Raw genomic sequence first — 21,849 nt, 5'->3', positions numbered from 1 at the left:
AATCTTGATTTTTCTTTAGGATTTGTTATTATGAAAAAGAAGATTGTTTTAATCATTTTAATTGCAATACTTGGAAGTGTTGGGGCTTATTTTATTTTTTTTAATAATGATGAAAAAATCAGCTATTTAACTCAAAAAATACAAAAAAAAGATATATCTCAAACCATAGAGGCAGTAGGAAAGGTATATGCCAAAGATCAAGTCGATGTGGGTGCTCAAGTTAGCGGACAAATTATAAAACTTTATGTCGATGTGGGAACTCATGTAAAGCAAGGTGATTTGATCGCTCAAATTGACAAAGATAAACAACAAAACGATTTAGATATTACAAAAGCTCAGCTTGAAAGCGCTAAGGCTAATTTAGAGAGTAAAAAAGTTGCTCTTGAGATTGCGAGTAAGCAGTATCAAAGAGAGCAAAAACTTTATGCAGCTAAAGCAAGTTCTCTTGAAAATTTAGAAACTCAAAAAAATAATTATTATACTTTAAAAGCTAATGTTGCAGAGCTTAATGCTCAAGTAGTTCAGCTTGAAATCACTCTTAAAAATGCACAAAAAGATTTAGGTTATACAACCATTACTGCTCCTATGGATGGTGTTGTGATTAATGTAGCTGTAGATGAAGGACAAACAGTTAATGCTAATCAAAACACTCCTACTATAGTCCGTATAGCTAATTTAGACGAAATGGAAGTAAGAATGGAAATAGCAGAGGCTGATGTGAGTAAGATAAAAGTAGGAACAGAGCTTGATTTTTCTTTGCTTAATGATCCTCAAAAAACTTATCATGCTAAGATTGCAAGTATAGATCCAGCTGATACTGAAGTGAGTGATTCTAGTACAAGCTCAAGCTCATCAAGTTCGAGTTCTTCAAGCTCAAGCTCATCAAATGCTATTTATTATTACGCAAAATTTTATGTAGCCAATAAAGATGATTTTTTGCGTATTGGTATGAGTATACAAAATGAAATTGTTGTAGCAAGTGCAAAAGCTGTTTTAGCAGTGCCAACTTATGCAATTAAAAGTGATCCAAAAGGCTATTATGTTGAAATTTTAGAAAATCAAAAAGCTGTTAAAAAATATGTCAAACTTGGTATTAAAGATTCTATCAATACTCAAATTTTAGAAGGTGTAAATGAAAATGAAGAATTGATAGTAAGCTCAAGTGCTGATGGCTTAGCTCCTAAAATGAAGTTGAGATTTTAATGATTTTTCTTAAAAATATTTGCAAGAATATAGGCGAAAATGCCATTTTAAAAAATGTAAGTTTAAGTATAGAAAAAGGTGAATTTGTTGCCATTATAGGACAAAGTGGAAGTGGTAAAACTTCACTTTTGAATATCATAGGAACATTAGATACACCAAGTAGTGGAACTTATGTTTTTGATGAGTATGAAGTCACTAAACTTAATAATGATGAAAAAGCAAGATTAAGGCGTGAAAAAATAGGCTTTATATTTCAAAGATACAATCTTTTAAGCTTGCTTAGTGCTAAAGAAAATGTTTCTTTGCCTGCAGTTTATGCGGGAAAAAATTTACAAGAAAGAAGTCAAAATGCTAAAAAACTTTTAAATGATTTAGAACTAGCTCATAAGTTAGATTCTAAACCGAATGAATTAAGCGGAGGGCAGCAACAACGTGTTTCTATAGCAAGAGCTTTAATCAATGGTGGAGAGCTTATTTTGGCTGATGAGCCAACGGGGGCTTTGGATAGTAAAAGTGGTATTATGGTGCTTGAAATTTTACAAAAACTTAACGCACAAGGTCATACTATAGTCTTAGTAACTCACGATCCAAAAATTGCAGCACAGGCTAAAAGGGTTATAGAGATTAAAGATGGAGAAATTTTAAGTGATACTAAAAAGGAAAAAGCTCAAGAAAAACTCACTTTAAAAACAATGTCTAAAGAGAAAAAAACACTTACTTTGCTTAAAAATCAAGCCTTTGAGTGTTTTAAGATAGCTTATTCTTCCATACTTGCACACAAACTTCGTTCTATTTTAACTATGCTTGGAATCATCATAGGCATTGCTTCTGTAGTTTGTGTTGTGGCTTTGGGGTTGGGCTCTCAAGCTAAGGTGCTTGAATCCATTGCAAGACTTGGAACAAATACTATTGAAATTCGTCCTGGAAAAGGATTTGGGGATTTGCGTTCGGGTAAAACAAGGCTTAATTTTAGTGATTTAGAAACGCTAAGATCTTTAGAATATTTAGAAGCAGTTGATGCTCACTCAAATACTTCAGGTGTAGCAACTTATACCAATATTTCTTTAAGTGCAAGAGCTGAAGGAGTGGGGGTAAATAATTTTGCCATAGAAGGTTTAAGGATAGGTGCGGGAAGAATTTTAGATAATGATGATGTAAAAAATAGCACCAATGTTGCTGTATTGGATTTTAATGCTAAAAAAAATCTTTTTCCTGATGAAAAAAGTGAAAATATTTTAGGTCGTGTGGTGCTTTTTAATTCTCAACCTTTTAAGATCATAGGAGTTTTACAAAAAGATACAGACAAACCTATAGAAGATAATGTAGTGCGTCTTTATATACCCTATACAACACTGATGAATAAGCTTACAGGAGATAGAAATTTGCGTGAAATCATAGTTAAGGTTAAAGATGATGTGAGTTCAACTTTGGCTGAAAATGCTATCATAAGAATTTTAGAAATTAAACGCGGACAAAAGGATTTTTTTACTTTTAATTCTGATACCTTTAAGCAAGCTATTACAGCAAATAAACGCACTACAACCATACTTACCGCTTGTGTGGCTGTGATTGCTTTGATTGTTGGGGGTATAGGAGTGATGAATATCATGCTTGTTTCTGTAAGCGAAAGAACGAGAGAAATTGGCATACGCATGGCTATAGGGGCTAGAAGAGAAGATATCATGATGCAGTTTTTAATCGAAGCGGTTATGATTTGTACCATAGGGGCGATTTTAGGTGTGATTTTATCGATTTTTGTTATTTTTGCTTTTAATACTTTAAGTACGGATTTTCCTATGATTTTAAATGCCTATTCTGTGCTTTTAGGACTTTTAAGTTCTATGTTTATTGGTGTGATTTTTGGTTTTTTCCCTGCAAGAAATGCAGCAAATTTAAATCCTATTAGTGCATTATCAAAGGAATAAAATGAAAATAATATTTAGCATTTTTTTAGCATTTTTCTTGAGTGCTTGTGGTGCAAAACTTAGCTTGCCTAAAGAAGTTGATTTAACTCAAGAACAAATGAAAGATTTAAATCTCACTTATGATTGGTATAAATCCTACGATAATGCAAAATTAAATGAATTTCTAAATTTTGTTTTATTGAATAATAGTGATATTAATATTGCTAGAAAAACTTTGTTTTCAGCTTTGGCTAGAGCTGATTTGATTGATTATGATTTATATCCGACTTTAAGTGGAAATTTGGGTTTTGGTGGAGATAAAGATTTAAATTCAGGCAAACAAAGTAAAAATTTCAATAATTCTTTAAATTTAAGCTATGAGCTTGATATTTATGGCAAATTAAGAGATAGCGCAAGTGCAAGTGAATTTAGTGCGAAAGCAAGTGCTTATGATCTTGAAAATTTAAAAATAAGCATGATCAATACAGCTTTAAATAATGTGTTTGAGCTGGCTTATTTTAACGATGTAGATAAATTGCTTCGAGTCTATCTTTCAAATTTAGAACAAATGAAAGAGCTTTATAGCTATAAATACAAGCTTGGAAAAATAGAAGAATTAGATCTTTTAAACATAGAACAAAGCTTATTAAGAGCTAAACAAAATTTATTAAGCAATGATAAAAATCGTAATTTACTCATAAAAAATTTACAAGATTTATTGGCAAAGCAAGAAGGTTTTGCCTATATAGAGTATTTTAAAACTTTATCTTTAAATGATTTTAAAACCTTAAGTCCTGATTTTAATATACCTTTAAAAGCCTTAGCATACCGTGCAGATGTGAGGTCTAAACTCAATAGCTTAAAATCAGCTTTTAAGGATTATTCTTCCATGCAAAAATCTATTTTGCCTAGCATTTCTTTAGGTGGAGCATTAAGCGGAAGGGATAAAAAAATCGATGATAGTTTTAAATTTGAAATTTTAGGTGGCAATGTTAAGATTTCTTTACCTTTCTTGGATTATGGTAGGGTAAAGCAAAATATCAAAATTTCACAATTTGCTTATGAACAACTTTTAATTTCTTATGAGCAAGCTTTACAAAGTGCGATGAATGAATTTGCATTGAATTATAAAGACTATCAAAGCGACACCTTGCTTTTGCAAAATTTGCAAAATATTAACATTAAACAAGAGCTTATCGCTAAGGCGTATTATGAAAAATATATTTTAGGAAAAAGCGAATTAAAAGATTATTTGGATGCAAATAATACTTTAAATTCTACCCAGCAAGAATTTTTAAGAGCTAGATTTAATCTTTTAAAAACCATTAATTCTTACTATCAAATCACAGCTTTAAGTTTTAATGATGAAAACTTAGAATTTCCTAAGTATTAAATTTAATAATCGATGATATTTTTTAAATCCTCGAGTAACTTTTTAGCCATCAGCTCATAGCCTTTTATAGTAAGATGTACATCATTGAGCGAAAGCTTTTGTTCTATCCATTTGTTTTTTCCCCCACTATCTTGCATAAACTGATGCATATCAAAGATAAGAGTTTTTTCTTCTTTAGCAACTTCATATAATGCTTTGCGTATGGTAAAAAAATCAGGAGCAAGCTTATAGTTTTTACCCTGTTTTTGAACTACGGTTGGTGGAGAGATTAGCATGATAACAGCGTTTTTATTGTAAGTTTTTAAAATGCTAATCCATTTTTTTAAATTATTTTTGAATTTTTGTTTTTCAAACCCTTTAAAGAGTGCATCATTAGAACCATAAGCAAGAATAATTAAATCATTGTGTAAAAGTACTAGTTCTTTTTTTACAACTGCTTGATTCCAAGAGAGCCATAAATCACTTTTGGCACCATTGATTGCAATGGTATCTAAGAAAACATTATTATTTTTATTTGTGATGAAATATCCTCCTAGCTCAGCATCCTTTTGTAAGGCTGAAATTTGCAAAGGAAGATCAAGTTCTAGTTCTTTATAGGACCATTTATTAATTTGTGTGGTTCTTAACTTATAGCTTCGGTTTTTTGCATCTTTGATGCTAAAAGCATTGGTATTTTGTTTGGCTTTAAATAAAAACCCTATTTTGAATTTTTTTTTATCTAAGGTTGTATCAAGGTTGATTTTTGCACCTTTGATTTTTGCTTTGGCTATTATCCCACCTAGTGGAAAATTATGTCCAGCATTAGCAGGATTTCTTGAGTTTAAAATTTCAAAGTTTTTATAAGAATAAACAAGATTAAGATTTTGCTGATATTTAGGTTGTAAAGGATAGGCAAAACCTATAGAGTTAGAGCGGATTAAATATCCTCTCATGACACGCGGAAAGAAATCAGCCGCCATGTGAGAATCTCCATAAATTCTAATTCCTATGTTTTGATTTTTTTCTAATTTTTTTTCTAGATTTTTAAGATCTTTTTTTGATACATAATTTGTTAAAGCAGGGTGATTTTTGTTTTGATTGAGTATGGAATCTATTGTGTCATTTGTATTTAAATTTTGTGCATAAGAGCTAGTAAAAATAATAAAAAACAATAAGATAATTTTAAATTTATTTACTAGCATTTTCTTCCTTAAGTTTTATGTGTTCTAATAAAAGTTTAGACATTTCTCTTGCACCACTTGGGGTAAAGTGAATCCCATCATCTGTTCTTACTTTTATACTTCTATTGTTTTCATCTTTTATATAAGCTGAGTATTCATCATTGACACTAAAAAATAGTTTAGTGTTGATAAAAATTTCTTTATTTTTAAGAATTTCATTGCTGTAAATTTTATTGAGCACTTGTATTTTTTTGTTCAAATCTTCTTTTTTTACAGGAGGGATTTCAAACCAAAAAACCTTGGCTTTATGTTTTTTAGCGATTTTAATGATTTCATCTACACGATTTGTATAAATATCTATCCAAGAAGGGGAACCAAAACGATGGTAATTTCCTCCTTTTTTAATATCCCAAGGATCGTTAGCACCAAGAAGAACAACAAGATATTTAATATTTGAGTTTTTAATAAAAGCTTCATTGGTGGCTTTTGACCAGTTAAAATAGGATTTATAAGAAAGGCCTGTATTTTGTTTACTAAGATCGGTTACCTTAAGACTTAAATTTCTTAAATCTCTATTTAAAGCTATTGCAACACCTTGCATTAAAGAATCTCCGATAAATAAAAACTCATCTCCATTTTGTAGTTCTAATTTGGTATTGTCAATAAAACTAATATTTGCATCTTGGATTAAGGTTAGATTTGTTTCTTTATAAGAAGTGTTTTCATCATTTTCTAAAGTGTTTGAAACTTTATCTATTTTACTTAAGTTTTCATCTGTTGATTTATTTTCTTGATTTGTAGTTTCTTCATTGGTTTGAGGTAAGGGTTCGTTGCTTAAAATTGCACGAATTTGTTCTAATTTAATTTTGAAGCCATTGGCTTCTTTTAAAAGATCATTATGAGGATAGAATGCAAAATGATATTTTTGTTCTATATAAGAGCTAATGCTCTGATTCATAACTACAACAACCAAGCCAAGCACTATAATCAAAATGAAGAAAAATTTAACTACACTCATCTAAAAACTCGAATAAATAAAATCAGGAATTCCATCTGGCATAAAAGCAAAAACCAAAAGTAAAATAAAAGCTATGATAAAAGGTTTTAGCAAAAATGGAGTAAGGTTTAAAATCTTAATGCAATATTCTTTAAAATTAATAAATAAAGGATAAATCATAAAAAGAACCCCAAAAGCAACCAACATGTAAATATCATTATAGGATGGAATTTGGAAGAAATTATAATAACAAGCTTTAAAATATTCTATTGCATCTTCTAGATTTTTGCTATAATAAAAGAAAATCCAAGTAAAACATACAAATTGAAAGGTTAAAAATCTTCCTAAAGCTGGAATTTTTTGTAAACTAAATTTGCTTAAAGCTAGCAAATGTATAAAAACTATGCCAATACCATGCAATAAACCCCAAACAATAAAAGCAAGTGTATTGCCATGCCATATACCTGAAAGTATAAAAGCGATGAGTATATTAACTATAGTGCGTGGTATTCCTTTTCTATTGCCCCCTAAAGGTATATAGATATAATCTCTTATAAAGGTTGAAAGACTGATATGCCATCTAGCCCAAAAATCTTTTAGGTTTTTTGCAAGATAAGGCGTGTTAAAGTTAGGCGGAAGGGTAAAACCTAACATCAAAGCAAAAGCACAAACTAAATCAACATATCCGCTAAAATCGCAGTATATTTGAATCGCATAGGCGTAAATTGCGCTTAAAAGTTGTATGAAATTATAAGATTGTGGAAAGTCTAAAATACTTTTAGCATAAATTCCAAGGTAATTAGCTATTAAAACTTTTTTAACTATACCAAAAACAAGCAAGATGATGATTAAATTCGCATGTTTAAATTCACGTTTTTGATAGGCTTGTTCAAAGAAAAAAGAACTTCGCATAATAGGCCCTGAAAGCAGTGTTGGAAAAAATGATAAGAAGGTTGCTAAATTTAAAAAGCTTTCTAAACAGCGTTTTTGATAAACTTCTACAAGATAAGTGATAGAAGTAAAGGTATAAAAACTAATTCCTATTGGAAATACTAAATCAATATTTAAAAATTCTAAACCGAAAAAATTTAATATCTCATCAATACTTCCTTTGATGCTAGGAAAGTATTTAAAAAAACATAAATTTAAAATAATAAAAGCCATGCAAGTAGCGAAAATATAACGCTTGCGACGCACAAAAATTAGCAAGGCAAAATAGTGTATAAAAAAGGTATATATAAATAAAACCAAGGCGAAATAAGGATTGATTAAAATATAAATAATATAAGAGAAAATTAAAATTAAAATATTTTGTATTTTGTAATCATTTTTAAAAGTCCAATAAATAGCAAAAAAAACTATCATTAAAATACTAAATTCTAAAGAAAAATAAGTCATACCTTATAATCCAAAGCGAGATTTGCCCATAGTAGGGCAAAGATTATTTTTTTCTGTTTAATGCAATATTTTTGATGTATTGATCAGCTAAATAAAGTCCATTTCCGTGTTCCCCGATTAATTTAATCTTGTCAACTATACCACGGAAAAGTGCTTCTTCTTCGTGTTGTTCGCTTACATACCACTGTAAGAAATTAAAAGTAGAATAGTCTTTATGTGTTAGCATGTGTTCAACTAAAGTATTGATTGATTTTGTGATAAATTGCTCATGTTCATAGGTTTTTTCAAAAACATCAAGTAAAGATCTGAAATTTTGTTCAGGCTGTTTTACTTCTTGAAGTTCTACATGAGAATCTGTTTCATTAAGATAAGTGATAAGCTTTTTGGCATGATCGCTTTCTTCACTTGCATGTGCAAACAAGAAGGCTCCAGCTCCATCAAGACTGTTTTCATAGCACCAAGAGCTCATACTAAGATATAAGTTTGCTGCATACATTTCTTTGTTTATTTGTTCATTGAGTAATTTTACAACTTCTTTAGAAAGCATTCTTATCTCCTTATTAAAATTTAAAATGTTTTATAATGATATATTATTTTTTTAAAAACAAGCTAAATTTTTTGATAGTTAAAAATTATATTTAAGGAAAATGCAAAATAAAAAATGTTTCCAAAATGTTTCCAAGTTTTTTTAAACTTCCATTACTTTTTTTAAAGTTAAGGAGAAAAAATGAAAAAAATTCTATCTTTAAGTGTGGCAAGTTTTGCGCTTTGTGGTGCTTTAAATGCAGCAGATTTAAAAATCGCAGGTTCATCGACTGTGTATCCTTTTACTTCTTTTGTAGCTGAAGAATATGCTTCGATTAAAAATACAAAAACTCCTATAGTAGAGAGCTTGGGAACAGGGGGTGGATTTAAGGTATTTTGCGAAGGAACTACTGATATTTCTAATGCTTCAAGACCTATGAAATTAAGCGAATTTGAAACTTGCAAAAAAGCAGGAGTAACTGATATAGTAGGGATTATGATAGGTTATGATGGTATAGTTTTAGCTCAAAATAAAACCAATGCTCCATTAAATATCACAAAAAAAGAACTTTTCTTAGCATTGGCAAAAGAAATTCCACAAAATGGAAAACTTATACCAAATCCTTATACAAACTGGAATCAAATCAATAAAAATTTACCAAATCGTAAAATTAGTGTTTATGGTCCACCATCAAGTTCAGGAACAAGAGATACTATAGAAGAGCTTGTTATGAGTGATGTGTCTAAAAAAATTCCTGAGTATAAAGGCGAGTATAAAACTTTGCGTCAAGATGGTGCTTATATCCCAAGCGGTGAAAATGATAATCTAATCGTTTCAAAACTTACTATTGATAAAGATGCTTTTGGAATTTTTGGTTATAGCTTTTTAGTGAGCAACTCAGATAAAATTAATGTCGCTACTATTGATGGTGTTACACCAAGTGAAGAAAATATTGCGGATGAAAAATACGAACTTGCAAGAAGCTTGTTTATTTATATCAATGCTAAGAAAAATCCAAAAGAAGCCTTTGATTTTGCAAAAATTTACCTGAGTGATGATTTGGCAAAAAGTGGCGGAGAACTTGAAAAAATAGGACTTGTTCCTTTAAGCGATGATAAATTAAAAGCTTCTCAAAAACATATAGAAGATAGAAAAATTTTAAATGATGAGCTTGTAAAAGCTGGAAAAGTTTTTTAAGGAAAAACTTTGCTAAAAGAAAAAATAATCAAATTTGCACTTTTTTTATGTGCTTTTGTAAGCGTGATAGTAAGCTTTGCTATCATGCTTACAATTTTAATTGAAGCTTTAAAATTCTTTCAAAAAGAAAGTGTTGCTACCTTTTTATTCTCAAGTCAGTGGGCAGCTGATGCAGCTTTTATGAATGCAGATGGCACGAGCAAACAAGGTGTTTTTGGAGCGCTATCGCTTTTTTGGGGAACTTTTTATATTTCATTGATTGCTATGCTAACGGCTTTACCTTTAGGGGTTATGTGTGCTATATATTTAGGTGTTTTTACTGGCAAAAAATCTAAAAATTACTTAAAACCTATTTTAGAAATCATTGCAGGGATTCCTACTGTTGTTTTTGGATTTTTTGCAGCTATAGTCGTAGCGCCTTTTATAGTGTGGTTTTTTTCTTTATTTGGCATACAAGCAAGTTTTCAAAGTGCTTTAGGCGCAGGTTTTATCATGGGGATCATGATAGTGCCTATAGTGGCTTCGTTATCTCAAGATTGCATTGAAGCAGTAAGCGAGAAAAGGATTAATGGCGCTTATGCTTTAGGTATGACAAAAAAAGAAGTGGTTTTTGCTGTGATTTTACCTGAGGCTATTCCTGGTATAGTTGCAGCTTGTCTTTTAGGACTTTCAAGAGCCTTAGGCGAAACTATGATAGTGGTAATGGCAGCTTCTTTGCGTCCAAATTTAACGATGAATTTTTTAGAAGATATGACAACAGTAACGGTAAAAATCGTAGAAGCTTTAAGCGGAGATCAAGCTTTTGATAGTTCTTTAGCTTTGAGTGCTTTTTCTTTAGGTTTGGTGCTTTTTATCATCACTTTAATCATCAATATGTTTAGCGTTTATCTCATCAATCGCTTTCACAAAAGGAAAAATTTATGAAAAAACTTTTTAAAAAAAGACAAAAAGCTTCAAAGTCTTTTAAAAGACTTTGTAAAATGGGGCTTTATATTAATTTAATTTTTCTTTGTATCTTTTTAGGAAGTGTGGGTTATCTTGGAATTGGAGCTTTTAAGCAAACTTATATTTTTGTAGAGGCTAATAGAAATTCTCCTGTTTATGATCTTTTATCTCGTGCTGAGCAAAGAAAAATAAGAACAGGGCAAATCACTGAAAAAACTTGGCTTTTGGCAAATTCAGAAGTGGATCAATATATGAAGCAAAAATATAATCGCCTTAGTGAAAAACAAAGAACTTTAGTCGATGATCTTGTGCAAAAAGGCGATATAGAGCTTAAATTTAATAGCAATTTCTTTTTAAATGGGGACTCAAAATTTCCTGAAAATTCAGGAATTTTATCTTCAGTTGTAGGGACTTTGCTTGTTATGCTTGTTTGTATGGTTGTGAGTGTTCCTATAGGCGTTGCAGCAGCAATTTATTTAGAAGAATTTGCACCGCAAAATTTATTTACACATTTTATAGAAGTGTGTATTAACAACCTTGCAAGTATTCCAAGTATCTTGTTTGGACTTTTAGGACTTGGAGTGTTTATCAATCTTTTTGGAATGCCTCGATCAAGTGCTTTAGTGGGTGGGCTTACTTTGGCGATCATGAGTTTACCTATTATCATTGTTTCAACCAAAGCGGCTTTAAAAAGTGTGGACATTAACATGAAAAATGCTGCTTATGCCTTAGGTATGACAAAGGTTCAAATGGTAAAAGGTATTATGTTGCCTTTGGCTATGCCTATGATTTTAACAGGTTCTATTTTGACTTTAGCTGGGGCTATAGGCGAGACTGCACCTTTGATGATTATCGGTATGATAGCATTTATCCCTGATGTAGCTAGTTCGATTTTTGATCCAACTAGCGTTTTGCCTGCTCAAATTTACTCATGGTCAGCTATGCCAGAGCGTGCATTTTTAGAAAGAACAGCAGCGGGTATTATTGTGCTTTTAGGACTTTTAGTCGTGTTAAATCTTAGTGCGATATTATTAAGAAAATATTTTCAAGGAAAATTAAAGTGATAGCAAAAACAACAAATTTAAATTTATTTTATGGAAAAAAACAAGCTTTATTTGATATCAATATGCAAATAGAACAAAACAAAATTACCGCACTCATCGGTGCTTCAGGATGCGGTAAATCCACTTTTTTGCGTTGTTTTAACAGAATGAATGATAAAATCGCAAAAATCGATGGTTTGGTAGAAATTGAAGGAAAAGATGTTAAAAATCAAGATGTAGTAGCTTTGCGTAAAAATGTAGGCATGGTTTTTCAACAACCTAATGTTTTTGTAAAAAGCATTTATGAAAATATCTCTTATGCACCAAAACTTCATGGTATGATTAAAAATAAAGATGAAGAAGAAGCTTTGGTGGTGGATTGTTTGCAAAAAGTAGGACTTTTTGAAGAGGTTAAAGATAAATTAAAGCAAAATGCTCTAGCTCTTTCAGGCGGACAACAACAACGCCTTTGTATCGCAAGAGCTTTAGCAATAAAACCTAAGCTCTTGCTTTTAGATGAGCCAACTTCCGCACTTGATCCTATTAGCTCAGGTGTTATAGAAGAGCTTTTAAAAGAATTAAGTCATAATCTTTCTATGATTATGGTAACGCATAACATGCAACAAGGCAAACGCGTGGCTGATTATACTGCATTTTTTCACCTTGGAGAGCTTATAGAATTTGGTGAAAGTAAAGAATTTTTTGAAAATCCAAAACAAGAAAAAACCAAGGCTTATCTAAGCGGTGCTTTTGGATAATAAAGCCGCTTTTTAGCGGTTTTTTATTTTAAGAAAAATTTGTTAAAATTTGCCTTTTATCTTTGTAAGGCATTAATTATGGCAAAAAAACAACTCTCTTTAACAAGGCTTAGTTTTCCTATATTTTGGGACTTGCTTTCTAAGTATTTAACCGTGATTATCAATACCGCTATGGTGTCGCATTATTCTAATTTTCTTGTCGGTGCTATGGGGGCTGGAAATCAAATTTTAGATCTTTTTATCACTATTTTTTCATTTTTAAGTGTGGGTTGTAGTGTGGTGATAGCTCAGGCTATTGGTGCAAAAGATCATGTTTTAGCAAGAAAAGTGATTCATCAAAGTTTGTTTTTAAATGCGCTTTTAGGCTTTGTGTGTGGCGCGCTTATTTTATGGCATGGGAAGTATTTGCTTTATCTTTTAAAAATCCCACAAGAATTGCTCAAAGATAGTGAAATTTACTTGCATATGCTTGCAATTTGTTTGTTTTTTGATGCCATAGGAATTGTTTTAGCTGCTATTGTAAGGGTTTATAATATGGCTTATTGGGTCATGCTTATAGGCTTTTTGATGGATATAGTGGTGATTTGTGGAAATTATTATGTTTTGCATCATACAAAATCAGAACTTTTTGGAGTGGGGCTTAGTAATATTTTTGCTCGTATTGTTGCTATAGTGGCTTTACTTGTGATACTTTTTTATAAACTTAAAATTCATCTTAAAATCAAAGAAATGATAAAACTTGAAAAAGAGGTATTAAAAAAGGTTTTAAATATAGGTGGATTTTCAGCAGGGGAAAATCTTTTGTGGATAGTCCAATACACTATAGCTTTTGCTTTTGTAGCAAGCTTAGGCGAAGCAAGTTTGAGTGTGCAAACGATTTATTTTCAAATTTCAATGCTTATCATGCTTATAGGACAAGCTACAAGCATAGCTAATGAAATCATAGTAGGTAAATTAGTCGGTGCTAGATATGAAAATATCGCTTATAAACATGCTTGGCGTGCTTTGTATTTTAGTGTGGTGGCAAGTGCTTTAGTGGCACTTTTGAATTATCTTTGCCAAGATTTTACTATGCAAATTTTAGGACTTAAAGAAGAGTTAAAAAATTTAATGATACCTTTATTTGCCCTTTCAATCTTTCTTGAAATTTCACGAACTTTCAATATAGTCATGGTTAATTCCTTACGTGCAAGTGGCGATGCTAAGTTTCCATTTTTTAGCGGACTTGTTTTTATGATGGGAGTATCTTTGCCTGTGGGTTATGTGCTTTGTTTTCATTTTAATCTTGGAATTTTAGGGGTTTGGATAGGATTTTGTGCGGATGAGTTTTTGCGTGGAATGGTAAATTCATACAGATGGAAAAGCAAAAAATGGCAAGGCAAAGCTCTAGTTTAAAATCATTTACTTATAAAGATGAGTGTTATTTTTATTCTAAAAAACGCATAAAAACTTTAAGATTAAGGCTAAATGAAAGGGGTGAATTTGTTCTTAGCATTCCTTATTTTTGCACTTTTAAAAGTGTTTATGAGTTTTTAGATAAATCAAGTTCTTGGATAAATGAGGCAAAAAAAAGATTTGAAAAAAAAGTTTTAAAAGATGATGAATTAATCTTTTTAGCTAAAAAATATAAAATTATATTTGATGAAAATGCTAAAAAAACTTATTTTGATAAAGATAAAATTCTTTGTCAAAATAAAGCAAAATTAGATTTATTTTTAAGACAAAATGCCAAAAAGATTTTTACTTTTTATCTTAAAAAATGGAGCCAAAAAACAGGTTTATTTTACACGCATTTAAGCATTAAAAATATGAAAACGCGTTGGGGTTCATGTAATCACAATAAAGCTTATATTAACTTAAATTTAAAACTCATTCAAAAGAGTTTAAGGGCTATTGAATATGTGATTTTGCATGAAATAAGCCACTTAAAATTCCCCAATCACAGCAAAGAATTTTACGCTTTTATGGAGCATTTTATGAGCGATTTTAGACAAAGAGAGAAAGAATTTTTAAGTTAAAAATGTTATATTTATAGTTTATTTTTCAAAAAAGGCATAATATGACTTTGAATTTTGATTTTATTTATAATGCAGATAATAATATTTTTGAATATTTATTGCGTTTTTATGCGAAAAATTATAACTACACCCTTAGCAAAGAAGAAAATATTTATCATTTTTCTATTGATGCAGATGAAGAAAATTTAAAGACTTTTTGTGATTCTTTAAATTTCATGAGTCATAGTGTTTTTTTGAAAAAATTTGATGTAAAAGCGGGGCAGGATTTTAACCCTTGTATGCCAGAGGATAAAGAATTTTCAAGATTTTCTTATATTACTCATTTAAATTCTAATGCCTATCAAGAAAAAAAACTTTTAAACAAAAACGAGTGGGGCGTGTTTTGTGAGTGTGAATTTTCAAGCAATTTATCAGAATTTGAAAAAATCAATGAAGAAAATTTCAATACTTTTTTAAATCTTGCCTTTGATTTGTTAAGTCAAGAAAAAAAGATTTATTTAAAAGATAAAAATGGCATTTATGAATTTTCTTTGTTTAAGAACGAATTTATAGGAGATTTTTTACTTCCTTGTGATATTAAGGCTATAAATTCAGTTTTTGTTTGTTCAAATGAAAATTTAAAACTTCTTGCAAGTTTAGAAAAACCTTTGATGAAGCTAAGACTTAATGCCATGTTTAGAAAAAATCACAATCTTGATTTTAATGATTTTAAAATCAGACTTGCTAGAGATTTGTTTTGCTTTGCTTTAGGTTTAAAACTTTTTGAAAATGAATATAAATTTTTAAGCGTAAAAAAAATAGAAGAATATCAAAAAGATTTTTATATCAGTGCTTTAGATGAGCAAGTGGTGGTTTTGGAAGGCTTTGAATTTATCAATGCTAAGGCAAGAGAGCTTATTTTTTCTAAAGAAGATAAAAATATGGCAAGAATTTCTTATCTTGTAAGCCGTTATAAAGAAAAAGCTTTTATTTTAGAGCTTAGCAAAGATTATGAAGATATTTTGCTTATTAACAAAGAGCTTAATTTGCTTAAACTTTGCTTACCAAAACACAGCAAAGAACTTTATGAAGAGATTAAAAAAGATGAAATTGGTGCAAGGCTTTTAGAAAATTTTAGCAAGGAATTTCCTCTTTTAGATGAAAATTTTGAGCTTCAAAACAATTTTTATTCCTTGCTTGGCTTGGTAGGCAGAGTGCTAAATTTGGGTAAAAATTTACAAGAGAGTGCTAGTGAGCTTTTAAAAATTGCTGATGAATCAAAAATGCCTCGTGGAGTAAAGATTGATTATCGCTTGAAAGAAGATAAAAGTTTTGATTATACAAGAACTTTAAGATCTACTATGAGTTTTATGTTAGCAGGTGTGGATAGTGCTAATATCGCTTATGGAGCGGTTGAGAGTTTGGCTTATTTCTTACGTGATACTTATGATGAATTAAGAGAGAAAAAGCAAAGCGACTTAGCGCTTATAAGTGGCTCTTTGTTTGAACATAAATCTTTGCTTAAAAATACTTTAAAACATCTTAAAAATTGTCAGTTAAGCGATGTGCCACTTAGGGTATAAGATCAAAATTTCAGGCTTGGTGCAAGGGGTGGGTTTTCGCCCTTTAGTTTATGAACTAGCTTTGAAATCAAAGCTTTTTGGAGAGGTAAGAAATGATGGTTTTGGGGTAGAAATCATCCTTGCTTGTACTCAAAAAGAATGTGAAAATTTCATAGAGAATTTAAAAAATCATCTCCCACCTTTAGCAAGAATAGACAAGCTTATAATCACGCAAATTTCTATTTCAAACTATGAAAATTTTAGTATCACTCCTTCTTTAAAGAACACAAAAAGCACACCTATGTTAAGTGATTTTGCGCTTTGTAAGGAATGTAAAAAAGAATTTTTTGATGAAAAAAATCCACGCTTTTTATATCCTTTTATCACTTGCACACATTGTGGGCCACGCTTTAGTATTATAAAAAGTCTTCCTTATGATAGAGCCCATACTTCCATGCAAGAATTATTGATGTGTGAGTTTTGCAAAAGCGAATACGAAGATCCTAAAAATAGGCGTTTTCATGCCCAGCCTATTAGTTGTCCTAAGTGTAAAATCAATGTTTTTCTTAAAAATTCAAAGGGTGAAATTTTAGCCAAAGATCAAGAAGCTTTTATGCAAAGTTCGAAGTTTTTAAAGGAAGGTAAAATTTTAGCCATTAAAGGCATGGGCGGTTTTCATCTTATGTGCGATGCTTTTAATGAAGAAGCTTTAAAAACTCTAAGACTTAGAAAAAATCGCCCCAAAAAACCCTTTGCTTTGATGTGTAAAGATTTACAAAGTGCTAAAGAACTTGCCTTTATAGATGAAAAAGAAGAAGCTTTGCTTGGCGGGGTTTTAGCTCCTATTGTGATTTTAAAGGCAAAAAAAGCCTTTTCTTTAATCGCACCTGATGTTGATAAAATCGGTATTATGCTAGCTTATACGCCTTTACATCTTTTGCTTTTTGAGTATTTTAAAGGAAGTCTTGTGGCAACAAGTGCGAATTTAAGCGGAGAAAGTATCATTAAAGATGAGTTTAATTTGTGTCAAAAACTTGATAAAGTTTTTGATTTTTATTTGGATTATGATAGAGAAATTATCAATGCAAGTGATGATAGCATAGCTCAAGTGGTAAATGGTAAAACTATGTTTTTGCGTACTTCAAGGGGTTTAAATCCTTTTTATTTGGAAAGAAATTTTAATAAAAAAGGCACTTTTTTAGCTTTGGGCGCGGAGCTTAAAAATGAATTTGTGATTTTTTATGAAAATAAACTTTTAATTTCTCCTTATATAGGGGATTTGAAAAGTCTTGATGTGCATGAGAGATTTTTTAAACTTTTAGAATTTTTTAAAAAAAATTATGATTTGAAATTTGATGCGATTTTGTGTGATAAACACCCGCATTTTAGCTATGCAAAAGAATTTGAAGAAAGGATTAAAATTTCTCATCATTATGCGCATTTTTGTGCGGCTTATTTTGAATACGAAGAAAATTTTGCAAAAGATGAAAAGGCTTTAGCTTTTATTTGTGATGGAACAGGTTATGGCGAAGATGGCAAAATTTGGGGTGGAGAAGTTTTTGTAGGAAATTTAAAAGAATATGAAAGAATTGCATATTTTGAAAATTTCACTCTTATAAATAGTGATATTAAAAATATACAAAATTTAGCTCTAAGTCTTATTTTTCATTATGATTTAGAAGATAAGGCTAAGGAGTTTTTAGCAAAAATTCCAAAAATTAAACTTGAAAATCTTAAAAAAATTTATTCACATTCTAACTTACAAACAAGTTCCTTAGGACGCATTATCGATGCTTTTGGAAGTATTGTTTTTAACTTAGAAAAAAGCTCTTATGAGGCTCAAGTTGGCTTGATGTGTGAAGCTTTTTATGATAAAAATCTTGATTTTTCTTATAAGCTTTTTGTAGAAAAAGGGCAGGTTAATTTTAAAAATTTAATTTTAGGGGCTTTGCAAGATGAAAAAACTAAGGCAATTACAGGTATGTTTAATGCTTTGGCAAATTTTATCATAGATTTTAGCAAAGATTATGATTTAAAAGTGCTTTTAAGTGGAGGAGTTTTTCAAAACAAAACCTTACTTGAAATTTTAAAAGCTAAAAATTTTGATTTTTTTGTACCTTTAAAATACCCTTGCAATGATAGTTCCATAGCTTTAGGGCAGATGGTATATTTTTTAAATTTGGAAAAATAAAGCAAATATTCTAAAAACTCATAATTTTTTAATGCTTTTAAGGTTAAAATGAAACAAAAAATATAAAAGGAAAGAAAATGTGTAAAGATTGCGGCTGTTCTATAAATTCAACCCATACACACGATCATCACGATCACCATCATGAAAATCCAAGCTTAAAAGAAAGCAAAACCATAGAAGTGATTTCTAAAATTTTAAGCAAAAACGACGACGAAGCTAAGCACAATAGAGCACATTTTAATGAAGCTAACACGCTTTGTATCAATTTAATGAGTTCTCCAGGTAGTGGAAAAACTACGCTTTTAGAAAGTACGATCAAGGCTTTGAAAAGTGAGCTTAAAATCGCTGTGATTGAAGGGGATTTAGAAACCAATAATGACGCTCTAAGAGTAAAAAATGCCGGAGCTTTAGCGTATCAAATCACTACAGGGCAAAGCTGTCATTTGGATGCTTTTATGGTGCATGAAGCTTTGCATCATTTAGCGATTGATGATGTGGATTTGCTTTTTATAGAAAATGTTGGAAATTTAGTTTGTCCTGCAAGCTATGATTTAGGAGAGCATTTAAATGTGGTTTTGCTTTCGGTAACCGAAGGAAGTGATAAACCGCAAAAATACCCTGTGATGTTCAAAAAGGCTGATATAGTTTTAATCACAAAGGCAGATTTGGCTCATCATTTTGATTTTGATATTAAAGAGGCGACCAGGTTGATTAAAGAATTAAATCCTAGAGCAGATATTATCACTCTTGATGCAAAAAATGGTACTAATATGGAGCTTTGGTATAAGGTGCTTAAACTTAAAAAGGAGCTTTTTTAATGTGTTTATCTATACCTTCTGAAATTTTAGAAATCGATGAGTTAAACAATGCTTTAGTGCAAACTTTAGGTGTGAAAAGAAAAGTTAATTTAGATTTGATTGATGAGCCTTTAAAACAAGGCGATTATGTCTTAATCCATGTAGGCGTTGCTATGGAAAAAATCGACAAAGAAGCTGCACTAGAAAGCATTAAAACCTATCAAGAAATAGTAGAAAAAATGAATAGCGGAGAGATAAAAAGCGATGAAGGAGATTTGGGTTTAAATGAATTTCATCGATGAATTTAGAGATAAAGAAAGCATTTTAGCTTTAAAAAAACTCATAGAACAAGAACTTAAAAATCCTATCAATATCATGGAAATTTGCGGTGGGCATACACATAGTATTATGAAATATGCCCTACCTTCTATTTTGCCAAAAGAAATTAACTTCATCCATGGACCAGGATGTCCTGTTTGTGTTATGCCAAGAGTTCGCATTGATACAGCTATCAAGTTAGCCTCCATGAAAGATACGATTTTTTGTACTTTAGGAGATCTTTTAAGGGTGCCTGGAAGTGAAATTTCTCTGCTTGATTTAAGAGCTAAAGGAGCTGATGTTAGGGCACTTTATTCTCCGCTTGAGGTTTTAGAAATTGCTAAGCAAAATTTAAACAAAAATATCATCTTTTTTGCTATAGGTTTTGAAACTACTACGCCTATGAGTGCTTTACTTCTTCAAAAGGTTATAGAAGAGAAAATAAATAATGTCTTTTTTCATATCAATCATATCACAGTTCCAGCACCTGTAGAAGCGATCATGAATGATGAAAATGTAAAAATCAATGCTTTTTTAGGCCCTTCTCATGTGAGTGTGATAACAGGTTATGGTATTTATGAGCCTTTGGCAGCAAAGTTTAAAACCCCTATAGCGGTGAGTGGTTTTGAGCCAGTTGATATTTTAGAAAGTGTATTAAATATCATAAAACAAAGCAATGAAGGCACTTTTAAAGTGTATAATCAATACAAAAGAGCCGTAAGTAAAGAAGGCAATGTTAAAGCGCAAAATTTAGTAAAAAAATACTTTAGAGTGTGTGATTTTGAATTTCGTGGCTTAGGACTTATTAAAGATGGAGGTTTGGAGCTAAAAGAAGAATTTAGCGCCTATGATGCAAGTAAAAAATTTGATTGTGCGGTGCAAAGTAAAAATGAAAGCAAAGCCTGTATTTGCGGACAAATTTTAAGAGGTTTGGCTAAGCCTTATGATTGTAAAGTTTTTGGTAAGGCTTGTACACCAAGAAGTCCTATAGGAAGTTGTATGGTTTCTGGTGAGGGTGCTTGTGCAGCGTATTATAAATACTCAAAGGTGAATGTATGAAAAATATTTCCTTAGCCCACGGAGGTGGTGGAGAAGAGACGAATGAGCTTTTAACTAAGCTTTTTAAGATCTTTGATAATGAAATTTTAAACGCAAGTAATGATGCAGCAATTTTAGGAAATTTGGCTTTAAGCACGGATTCTTTTGTTTTAAGTCCGATTTTTTTAGATGAAGAGGTTAATATAGGCAAACTTTGTGTTTGTGGTTCTATTAACGATGTTTTGATGGTGGGTGCTAAGCCAAAATATCTAAGCTTAGGGCTTATCTTAGAAGAAGGTTTTGAGCTAGAAAAACTAGAACGCATTTTAAAAAGCATTAAAGAAGAATGTGAAAAATGCGGAGTCATGTTAGTTTGTGGCGATACTAAAGTCGTTCCTAAGGGTAAGGCAGATGAAATTTATATCAACACTACGGCCTTAGGTGAAATTGTTTCCAAAAAAGAAAGTAAAAATATCAAAGTAGGGCTTAGCATACTTCTTTCAGGCGATATAGGAAGGCATGGAGCTAGTGTTTTAATCAAAAGAAATGAGTTAGAAGCCGATATTAAAAGCGATTGTAAGGCTTTGGATAAAGAGGTTTTAGAGCTTTTAGAAAAAGATATAAAGGTTGTAGCTATGAGAGATGCTACTCGCGGGGGGCTTAGTGCGGTTTTAAATGAGTGGGCAAAGCAAAGCGGAAATGATCTTTTGATCTTTGAAGAAAAAATCATCGTTCAAGATGAGGTTTTAGGACTTTGTGAACTTTTTGGTTATGAAGCTTATGAGCTTGCCAATGAAGGCACTTTCATACTTTGCGTGGAAAAAGAAGATGAATTAAAAGCCTTAGAAATTCTAAAAAAATACAATGTAAATGCGAGTATTATAGGAGAAGTTTTAGAAGAGAAAAAAGCACGCGTGATTTTACAAAACGCTTATGGGGCAAAACGCTTTTTAGAAAGCCCTAAAGGCGAACTTTTACCAAGAATTTGCTAATGCACGAATTAAGTATAGTAGAATCTTTAATCGAACTTTGCGAAGAAAATGCCTTAAACAATAAGGCTTACAATGTGCAAGAAATTTATGTAAAAATCGGGCGTTTAAGCGGTGTAGAAGTGGATCTTTTTAAGCGTTGTTTTGAAACTTTTAAAGAAAACTCAAATATTTGTAAAAATGCCAAACTTTTTATAGAACTTGCTCCGCTTGAAATTTTATGCTTAAAATGCGATCAAACAAGCATTTTAGAAGAAAATGTTTTTAAGTGTCCCAAATGTGAAAGTATAGAATATAAAATCACAAAAGGTGAGGACTTGCATCTTATGCGACTTGTGATGAAATAATACATTGTGATACTTGGTTAAGTATAGCTAATTTATAGATAAAATATCTAAAAAATACAAAATCAAAAATTTTAAATTTTATCTAG

20 protein-coding genes are annotated in these 21,849 nt (G+C 30.8%); 16 read left to right on the top strand and 4 right to left on the bottom strand.

Features of this window, described 5'->3' with window-relative positions; genetic code table 11:
* Positions 1 to 30 precede the first annotated feature (30 nt).
* The 3 genes from AJN60_RS04640 to AJN60_RS04630 are packed head-to-tail and all read left to right on the top strand — an operon-like array spanning position 31 to position 4,500.
* A complete protein-coding gene (locus AJN60_RS04640; protein ID WP_002871376.1) occupies positions 31 to 1,203 on the top strand; it encodes an efflux RND transporter periplasmic adaptor subunit in 1,173 nt (390 codons plus the stop codon).
* Positions 1,203 to 3,128 carry an ABC transporter permease gene (locus AJN60_RS04635; RefSeq protein WP_070285963.1) on the top strand — a complete coding sequence of 642 codons (1,926 nt, stop codon included), beginning with the start codon at positions 1,203 to 1,205 and terminating at the stop codon, positions 3,126 to 3,128. Before AJN60_RS04640 ends, AJN60_RS04635 begins: the two co-directional genes overlap by 1 nt.
* A 1-nt stretch (position 3,129) precedes the next feature.
* A complete protein-coding gene (locus AJN60_RS04630) occupies positions 3,130 to 4,500 on the top strand; it encodes a TolC family protein (protein WP_070285962.1) in 1,371 nt (456 codons plus the stop codon).
* A gap of 2 nt (positions 4,501 to 4,502) precedes the next feature.
* On the opposite strand, the gene AJN60_RS04625 is transcribed toward AJN60_RS04630, so the two are convergent.
* From AJN60_RS04625 to ctf, 4 genes are read right to left on the bottom strand one after another with little or no spacing between them, the layout of a single operon-like run.
* Positions 4,503 to 5,681, bottom strand: a complete 1,179-nt coding sequence (locus AJN60_RS04625; protein ID WP_070233273.1) for an SGNH/GDSL hydrolase family protein — start codon at positions 5,679 to 5,681, stop codon at positions 4,503 to 4,505.
* On the bottom strand, positions 5,668 to 6,678 hold the full coding sequence (locus tag AJN60_RS04620) for an SGNH/GDSL hydrolase family protein (protein ID WP_070285961.1): 1,011 nt from the start codon (positions 6,676 to 6,678) through the stop codon (positions 5,668 to 5,670). The genes AJN60_RS04625 and AJN60_RS04620 overlap by 14 nt, the downstream gene beginning before the upstream one ends.
* Complete coding sequence (locus AJN60_RS04615) at positions 6,679 to 8,055, bottom strand: MBOAT family O-acyltransferase (RefSeq protein ID WP_070285960.1); 1,377 nt, start codon at positions 8,053 to 8,055, stop codon at positions 6,679 to 6,681.
* A 43-nt stretch (positions 8,056 to 8,098) separates the two neighbouring features.
* Positions 8,099 to 8,602 carry a non-heme ferritin gene (gene ctf / locus AJN60_RS04610; protein WP_002861316.1) on the bottom strand — a complete coding sequence of 168 codons (504 nt, stop codon included), beginning with the start codon at positions 8,600 to 8,602 and terminating at the stop codon, positions 8,099 to 8,101.
* A gap of 180 nt (positions 8,603 to 8,782) precedes the next feature.
* On the opposite strand from ctf, the gene AJN60_RS04605 reads away from it, so the two are divergent.
* The 13 genes from AJN60_RS04605 to hypA all read left to right on the top strand — a co-directional run bounded on the left by AJN60_RS04605 (position 8,783) and on the right by hypA (position 21,763).
* The gene (locus AJN60_RS04605; RefSeq protein WP_070283598.1) at positions 8,783 to 9,778 is read left to right on the top strand and encodes a substrate-binding domain-containing protein; all 996 of its coding nucleotides are present in this window, start codon (positions 8,783 to 8,785) and stop codon (positions 9,776 to 9,778) included.
* Between the two features lie 9 nt (positions 9,779 to 9,787).
* Entirely contained in the window at positions 9,788 to 10,702 is a 915-nt protein-coding gene (pstC, locus tag AJN60_RS04600) for a phosphate ABC transporter permease subunit PstC (RefSeq protein WP_070276051.1), read from the top strand.
* Complete coding sequence (gene pstA, locus AJN60_RS04595; protein ID WP_070285959.1) at positions 10,699 to 11,787, top strand: phosphate ABC transporter permease PstA; 1,089 nt, start codon at positions 10,699 to 10,701, stop codon at positions 11,785 to 11,787. Before pstC ends, pstA begins: the two co-directional genes overlap by 4 nt.
* Positions 11,784 to 12,524, top strand: a complete 741-nt coding sequence (pstB, locus tag AJN60_RS04590) for a phosphate ABC transporter ATP-binding protein PstB (protein ID WP_002776307.1) — start codon at positions 11,784 to 11,786, stop codon at positions 12,522 to 12,524. The genes pstA and pstB overlap by 4 nt, the downstream gene beginning before the upstream one ends.
* Positions 12,525 to 12,602: 78 nt before the next feature.
* Positions 12,603 to 13,919 (top strand): MATE family efflux transporter, encoded by a 1,317-nt coding sequence (locus AJN60_RS04585; RefSeq protein ID WP_032603301.1) that lies wholly within the window; start codon positions 12,603 to 12,605, stop codon positions 13,917 to 13,919.
* Complete coding sequence (locus AJN60_RS04580; RefSeq protein ID WP_070274121.1) at positions 13,895 to 14,542, top strand: M48 family metallopeptidase; 648 nt, start codon at positions 13,895 to 13,897, stop codon at positions 14,540 to 14,542. Before AJN60_RS04585 ends, AJN60_RS04580 begins: the two co-directional genes overlap by 25 nt.
* Positions 14,543 to 14,583: 41 nt before the next feature.
* Positions 14,584 to 16,104, top strand: coding sequence for a hypothetical protein (locus AJN60_RS04575; RefSeq protein ID WP_070233275.1), 1,521 nt, complete (start codon positions 14,584 to 14,586; stop codon positions 16,102 to 16,104).
* Positions 16,085 to 18,274 carry a carbamoyltransferase HypF gene (gene hypF, locus AJN60_RS04570; RefSeq protein WP_070285958.1) on the top strand — a complete coding sequence of 730 codons (2,190 nt, stop codon included), beginning with the start codon at positions 16,085 to 16,087 and terminating at the stop codon, positions 18,272 to 18,274. Before AJN60_RS04575 ends, hypF begins: the two co-directional genes overlap by 20 nt.
* Before the next feature lie 77 nt (positions 18,275 to 18,351).
* Positions 18,352 to 19,092, top strand: a complete 741-nt coding sequence (gene hypB / locus AJN60_RS04565; protein WP_070278499.1) for a hydrogenase nickel incorporation protein HypB — start codon at positions 18,352 to 18,354, stop codon at positions 19,090 to 19,092.
* Positions 19,092 to 19,373, top strand: a complete 282-nt coding sequence (locus AJN60_RS04560; RefSeq protein WP_002776342.1) for a HypC/HybG/HupF family hydrogenase formation chaperone — start codon at positions 19,092 to 19,094, stop codon at positions 19,371 to 19,373. The genes hypB and AJN60_RS04560 overlap by 1 nt, the downstream gene beginning before the upstream one ends.
* Complete coding sequence (hypD, locus tag AJN60_RS04555) at positions 19,357 to 20,448, top strand: hydrogenase formation protein HypD (RefSeq protein WP_002855234.1); 1,092 nt, start codon at positions 19,357 to 19,359, stop codon at positions 20,446 to 20,448. The genes AJN60_RS04560 and hypD overlap by 17 nt, the downstream gene beginning before the upstream one ends.
* A complete protein-coding gene (hypE, locus tag AJN60_RS04550; protein WP_070285957.1) occupies positions 20,445 to 21,419 on the top strand; it encodes a hydrogenase expression/formation protein HypE in 975 nt (324 codons plus the stop codon). The genes hypD and hypE overlap by 4 nt, the downstream gene beginning before the upstream one ends.
* Positions 21,419 to 21,763 carry a hydrogenase maturation nickel metallochaperone HypA gene (hypA, locus tag AJN60_RS04545; protein ID WP_070285956.1) on the top strand — a complete coding sequence of 115 codons (345 nt, stop codon included), beginning with the start codon at positions 21,419 to 21,421 and terminating at the stop codon, positions 21,761 to 21,763. Before hypE ends, hypA begins: the two co-directional genes overlap by 1 nt.
* Positions 21,764 to 21,849: the final 86 nt, after the last annotated feature.

It is taken from the genome of Campylobacter sp. BCW_4323, from assembly GCF_001763115.1.
Lineage (GTDB): Bacteria > Campylobacterota > Campylobacteria > Campylobacterales > Campylobacteraceae > Campylobacter_D > Campylobacter_D jejuni.
Note: the sequence above shows the minus strand (reverse complement) of the source record. Positions and strands in the feature narration are given on the sequence as shown.

Excerpts from the sequence above, each read along its gene's own strand:
- AJN60_RS04640 (WP_002871376.1), top strand. The coding sequence starts at position 31 with ATGAAAAAGAAGATTGTTTTAATCATTTTAATTGCAATACTTGGAAGT.
- AJN60_RS04635 (WP_070285963.1), top strand. The coding sequence starts at position 1,203 with ATGATTTTTCTTAAAAATATTTGCAAGAATATAGGCGAAAATGCCATT.
- AJN60_RS04630 (WP_070285962.1), top strand. The coding sequence starts at position 3,130 with ATGAAAATAATATTTAGCATTTTTTTAGCATTTTTCTTGAGTGCTTGT.
- AJN60_RS04625 (WP_070233273.1), bottom strand. The coding sequence starts at position 5,681 with ATGCTAGTAAATAAATTTAAAATTATCTTATTGTTTTTTATTATTTTT.
- AJN60_RS04620 (WP_070285961.1), bottom strand. The coding sequence starts at position 6,678 with ATGAGTGTAGTTAAATTTTTCTTCATTTTGATTATAGTGCTTGGCTTG.
- AJN60_RS04615 (WP_070285960.1), bottom strand. The coding sequence starts at position 8,055 with ATGACTTATTTTTCTTTAGAATTTAGTATTTTAATGATAGTTTTTTTT.
- ctf (WP_002861316.1), bottom strand. The coding sequence starts at position 8,602 with ATGCTTTCTAAAGAAGTTGTAAAATTACTCAATGAACAAATAAACAAA.
- AJN60_RS04605 (WP_070283598.1), top strand. The coding sequence starts at position 8,783 with ATGAAAAAAATTCTATCTTTAAGTGTGGCAAGTTTTGCGCTTTGTGGT.
- pstA (WP_070285959.1), top strand. The coding sequence starts at position 10,699 with ATGAAAAAACTTTTTAAAAAAAGACAAAAAGCTTCAAAGTCTTTTAAA.
- AJN60_RS04585 (WP_032603301.1), top strand. The coding sequence starts at position 12,603 with ATGGCAAAAAAACAACTCTCTTTAACAAGGCTTAGTTTTCCTATATTT.
- AJN60_RS04580 (WP_070274121.1), top strand. The coding sequence starts at position 13,895 with ATGGCAAGGCAAAGCTCTAGTTTAAAATCATTTACTTATAAAGATGAG.
- AJN60_RS04575 (WP_070233275.1), top strand. The coding sequence starts at position 14,584 with ATGACTTTGAATTTTGATTTTATTTATAATGCAGATAATAATATTTTT.
- hypF (WP_070285958.1), top strand. The coding sequence starts at position 16,085 with ATGTGCCACTTAGGGTATAAGATCAAAATTTCAGGCTTGGTGCAAGGG.
- hypB (WP_070278499.1), top strand. The coding sequence starts at position 18,352 with ATGTGTAAAGATTGCGGCTGTTCTATAAATTCAACCCATACACACGAT.
- AJN60_RS04560 (WP_002776342.1), top strand. The coding sequence starts at position 19,092 with ATGTGTTTATCTATACCTTCTGAAATTTTAGAAATCGATGAGTTAAAC.
- hypD (WP_002855234.1), top strand. The coding sequence starts at position 19,357 with ATGAATTTCATCGATGAATTTAGAGATAAAGAAAGCATTTTAGCTTTA.
- hypE (WP_070285957.1), top strand. The coding sequence starts at position 20,445 with ATGAAAAATATTTCCTTAGCCCACGGAGGTGGTGGAGAAGAGACGAAT.
- hypA (WP_070285956.1), top strand. The coding sequence starts at position 21,419 with ATGCACGAATTAAGTATAGTAGAATCTTTAATCGAACTTTGCGAAGAA.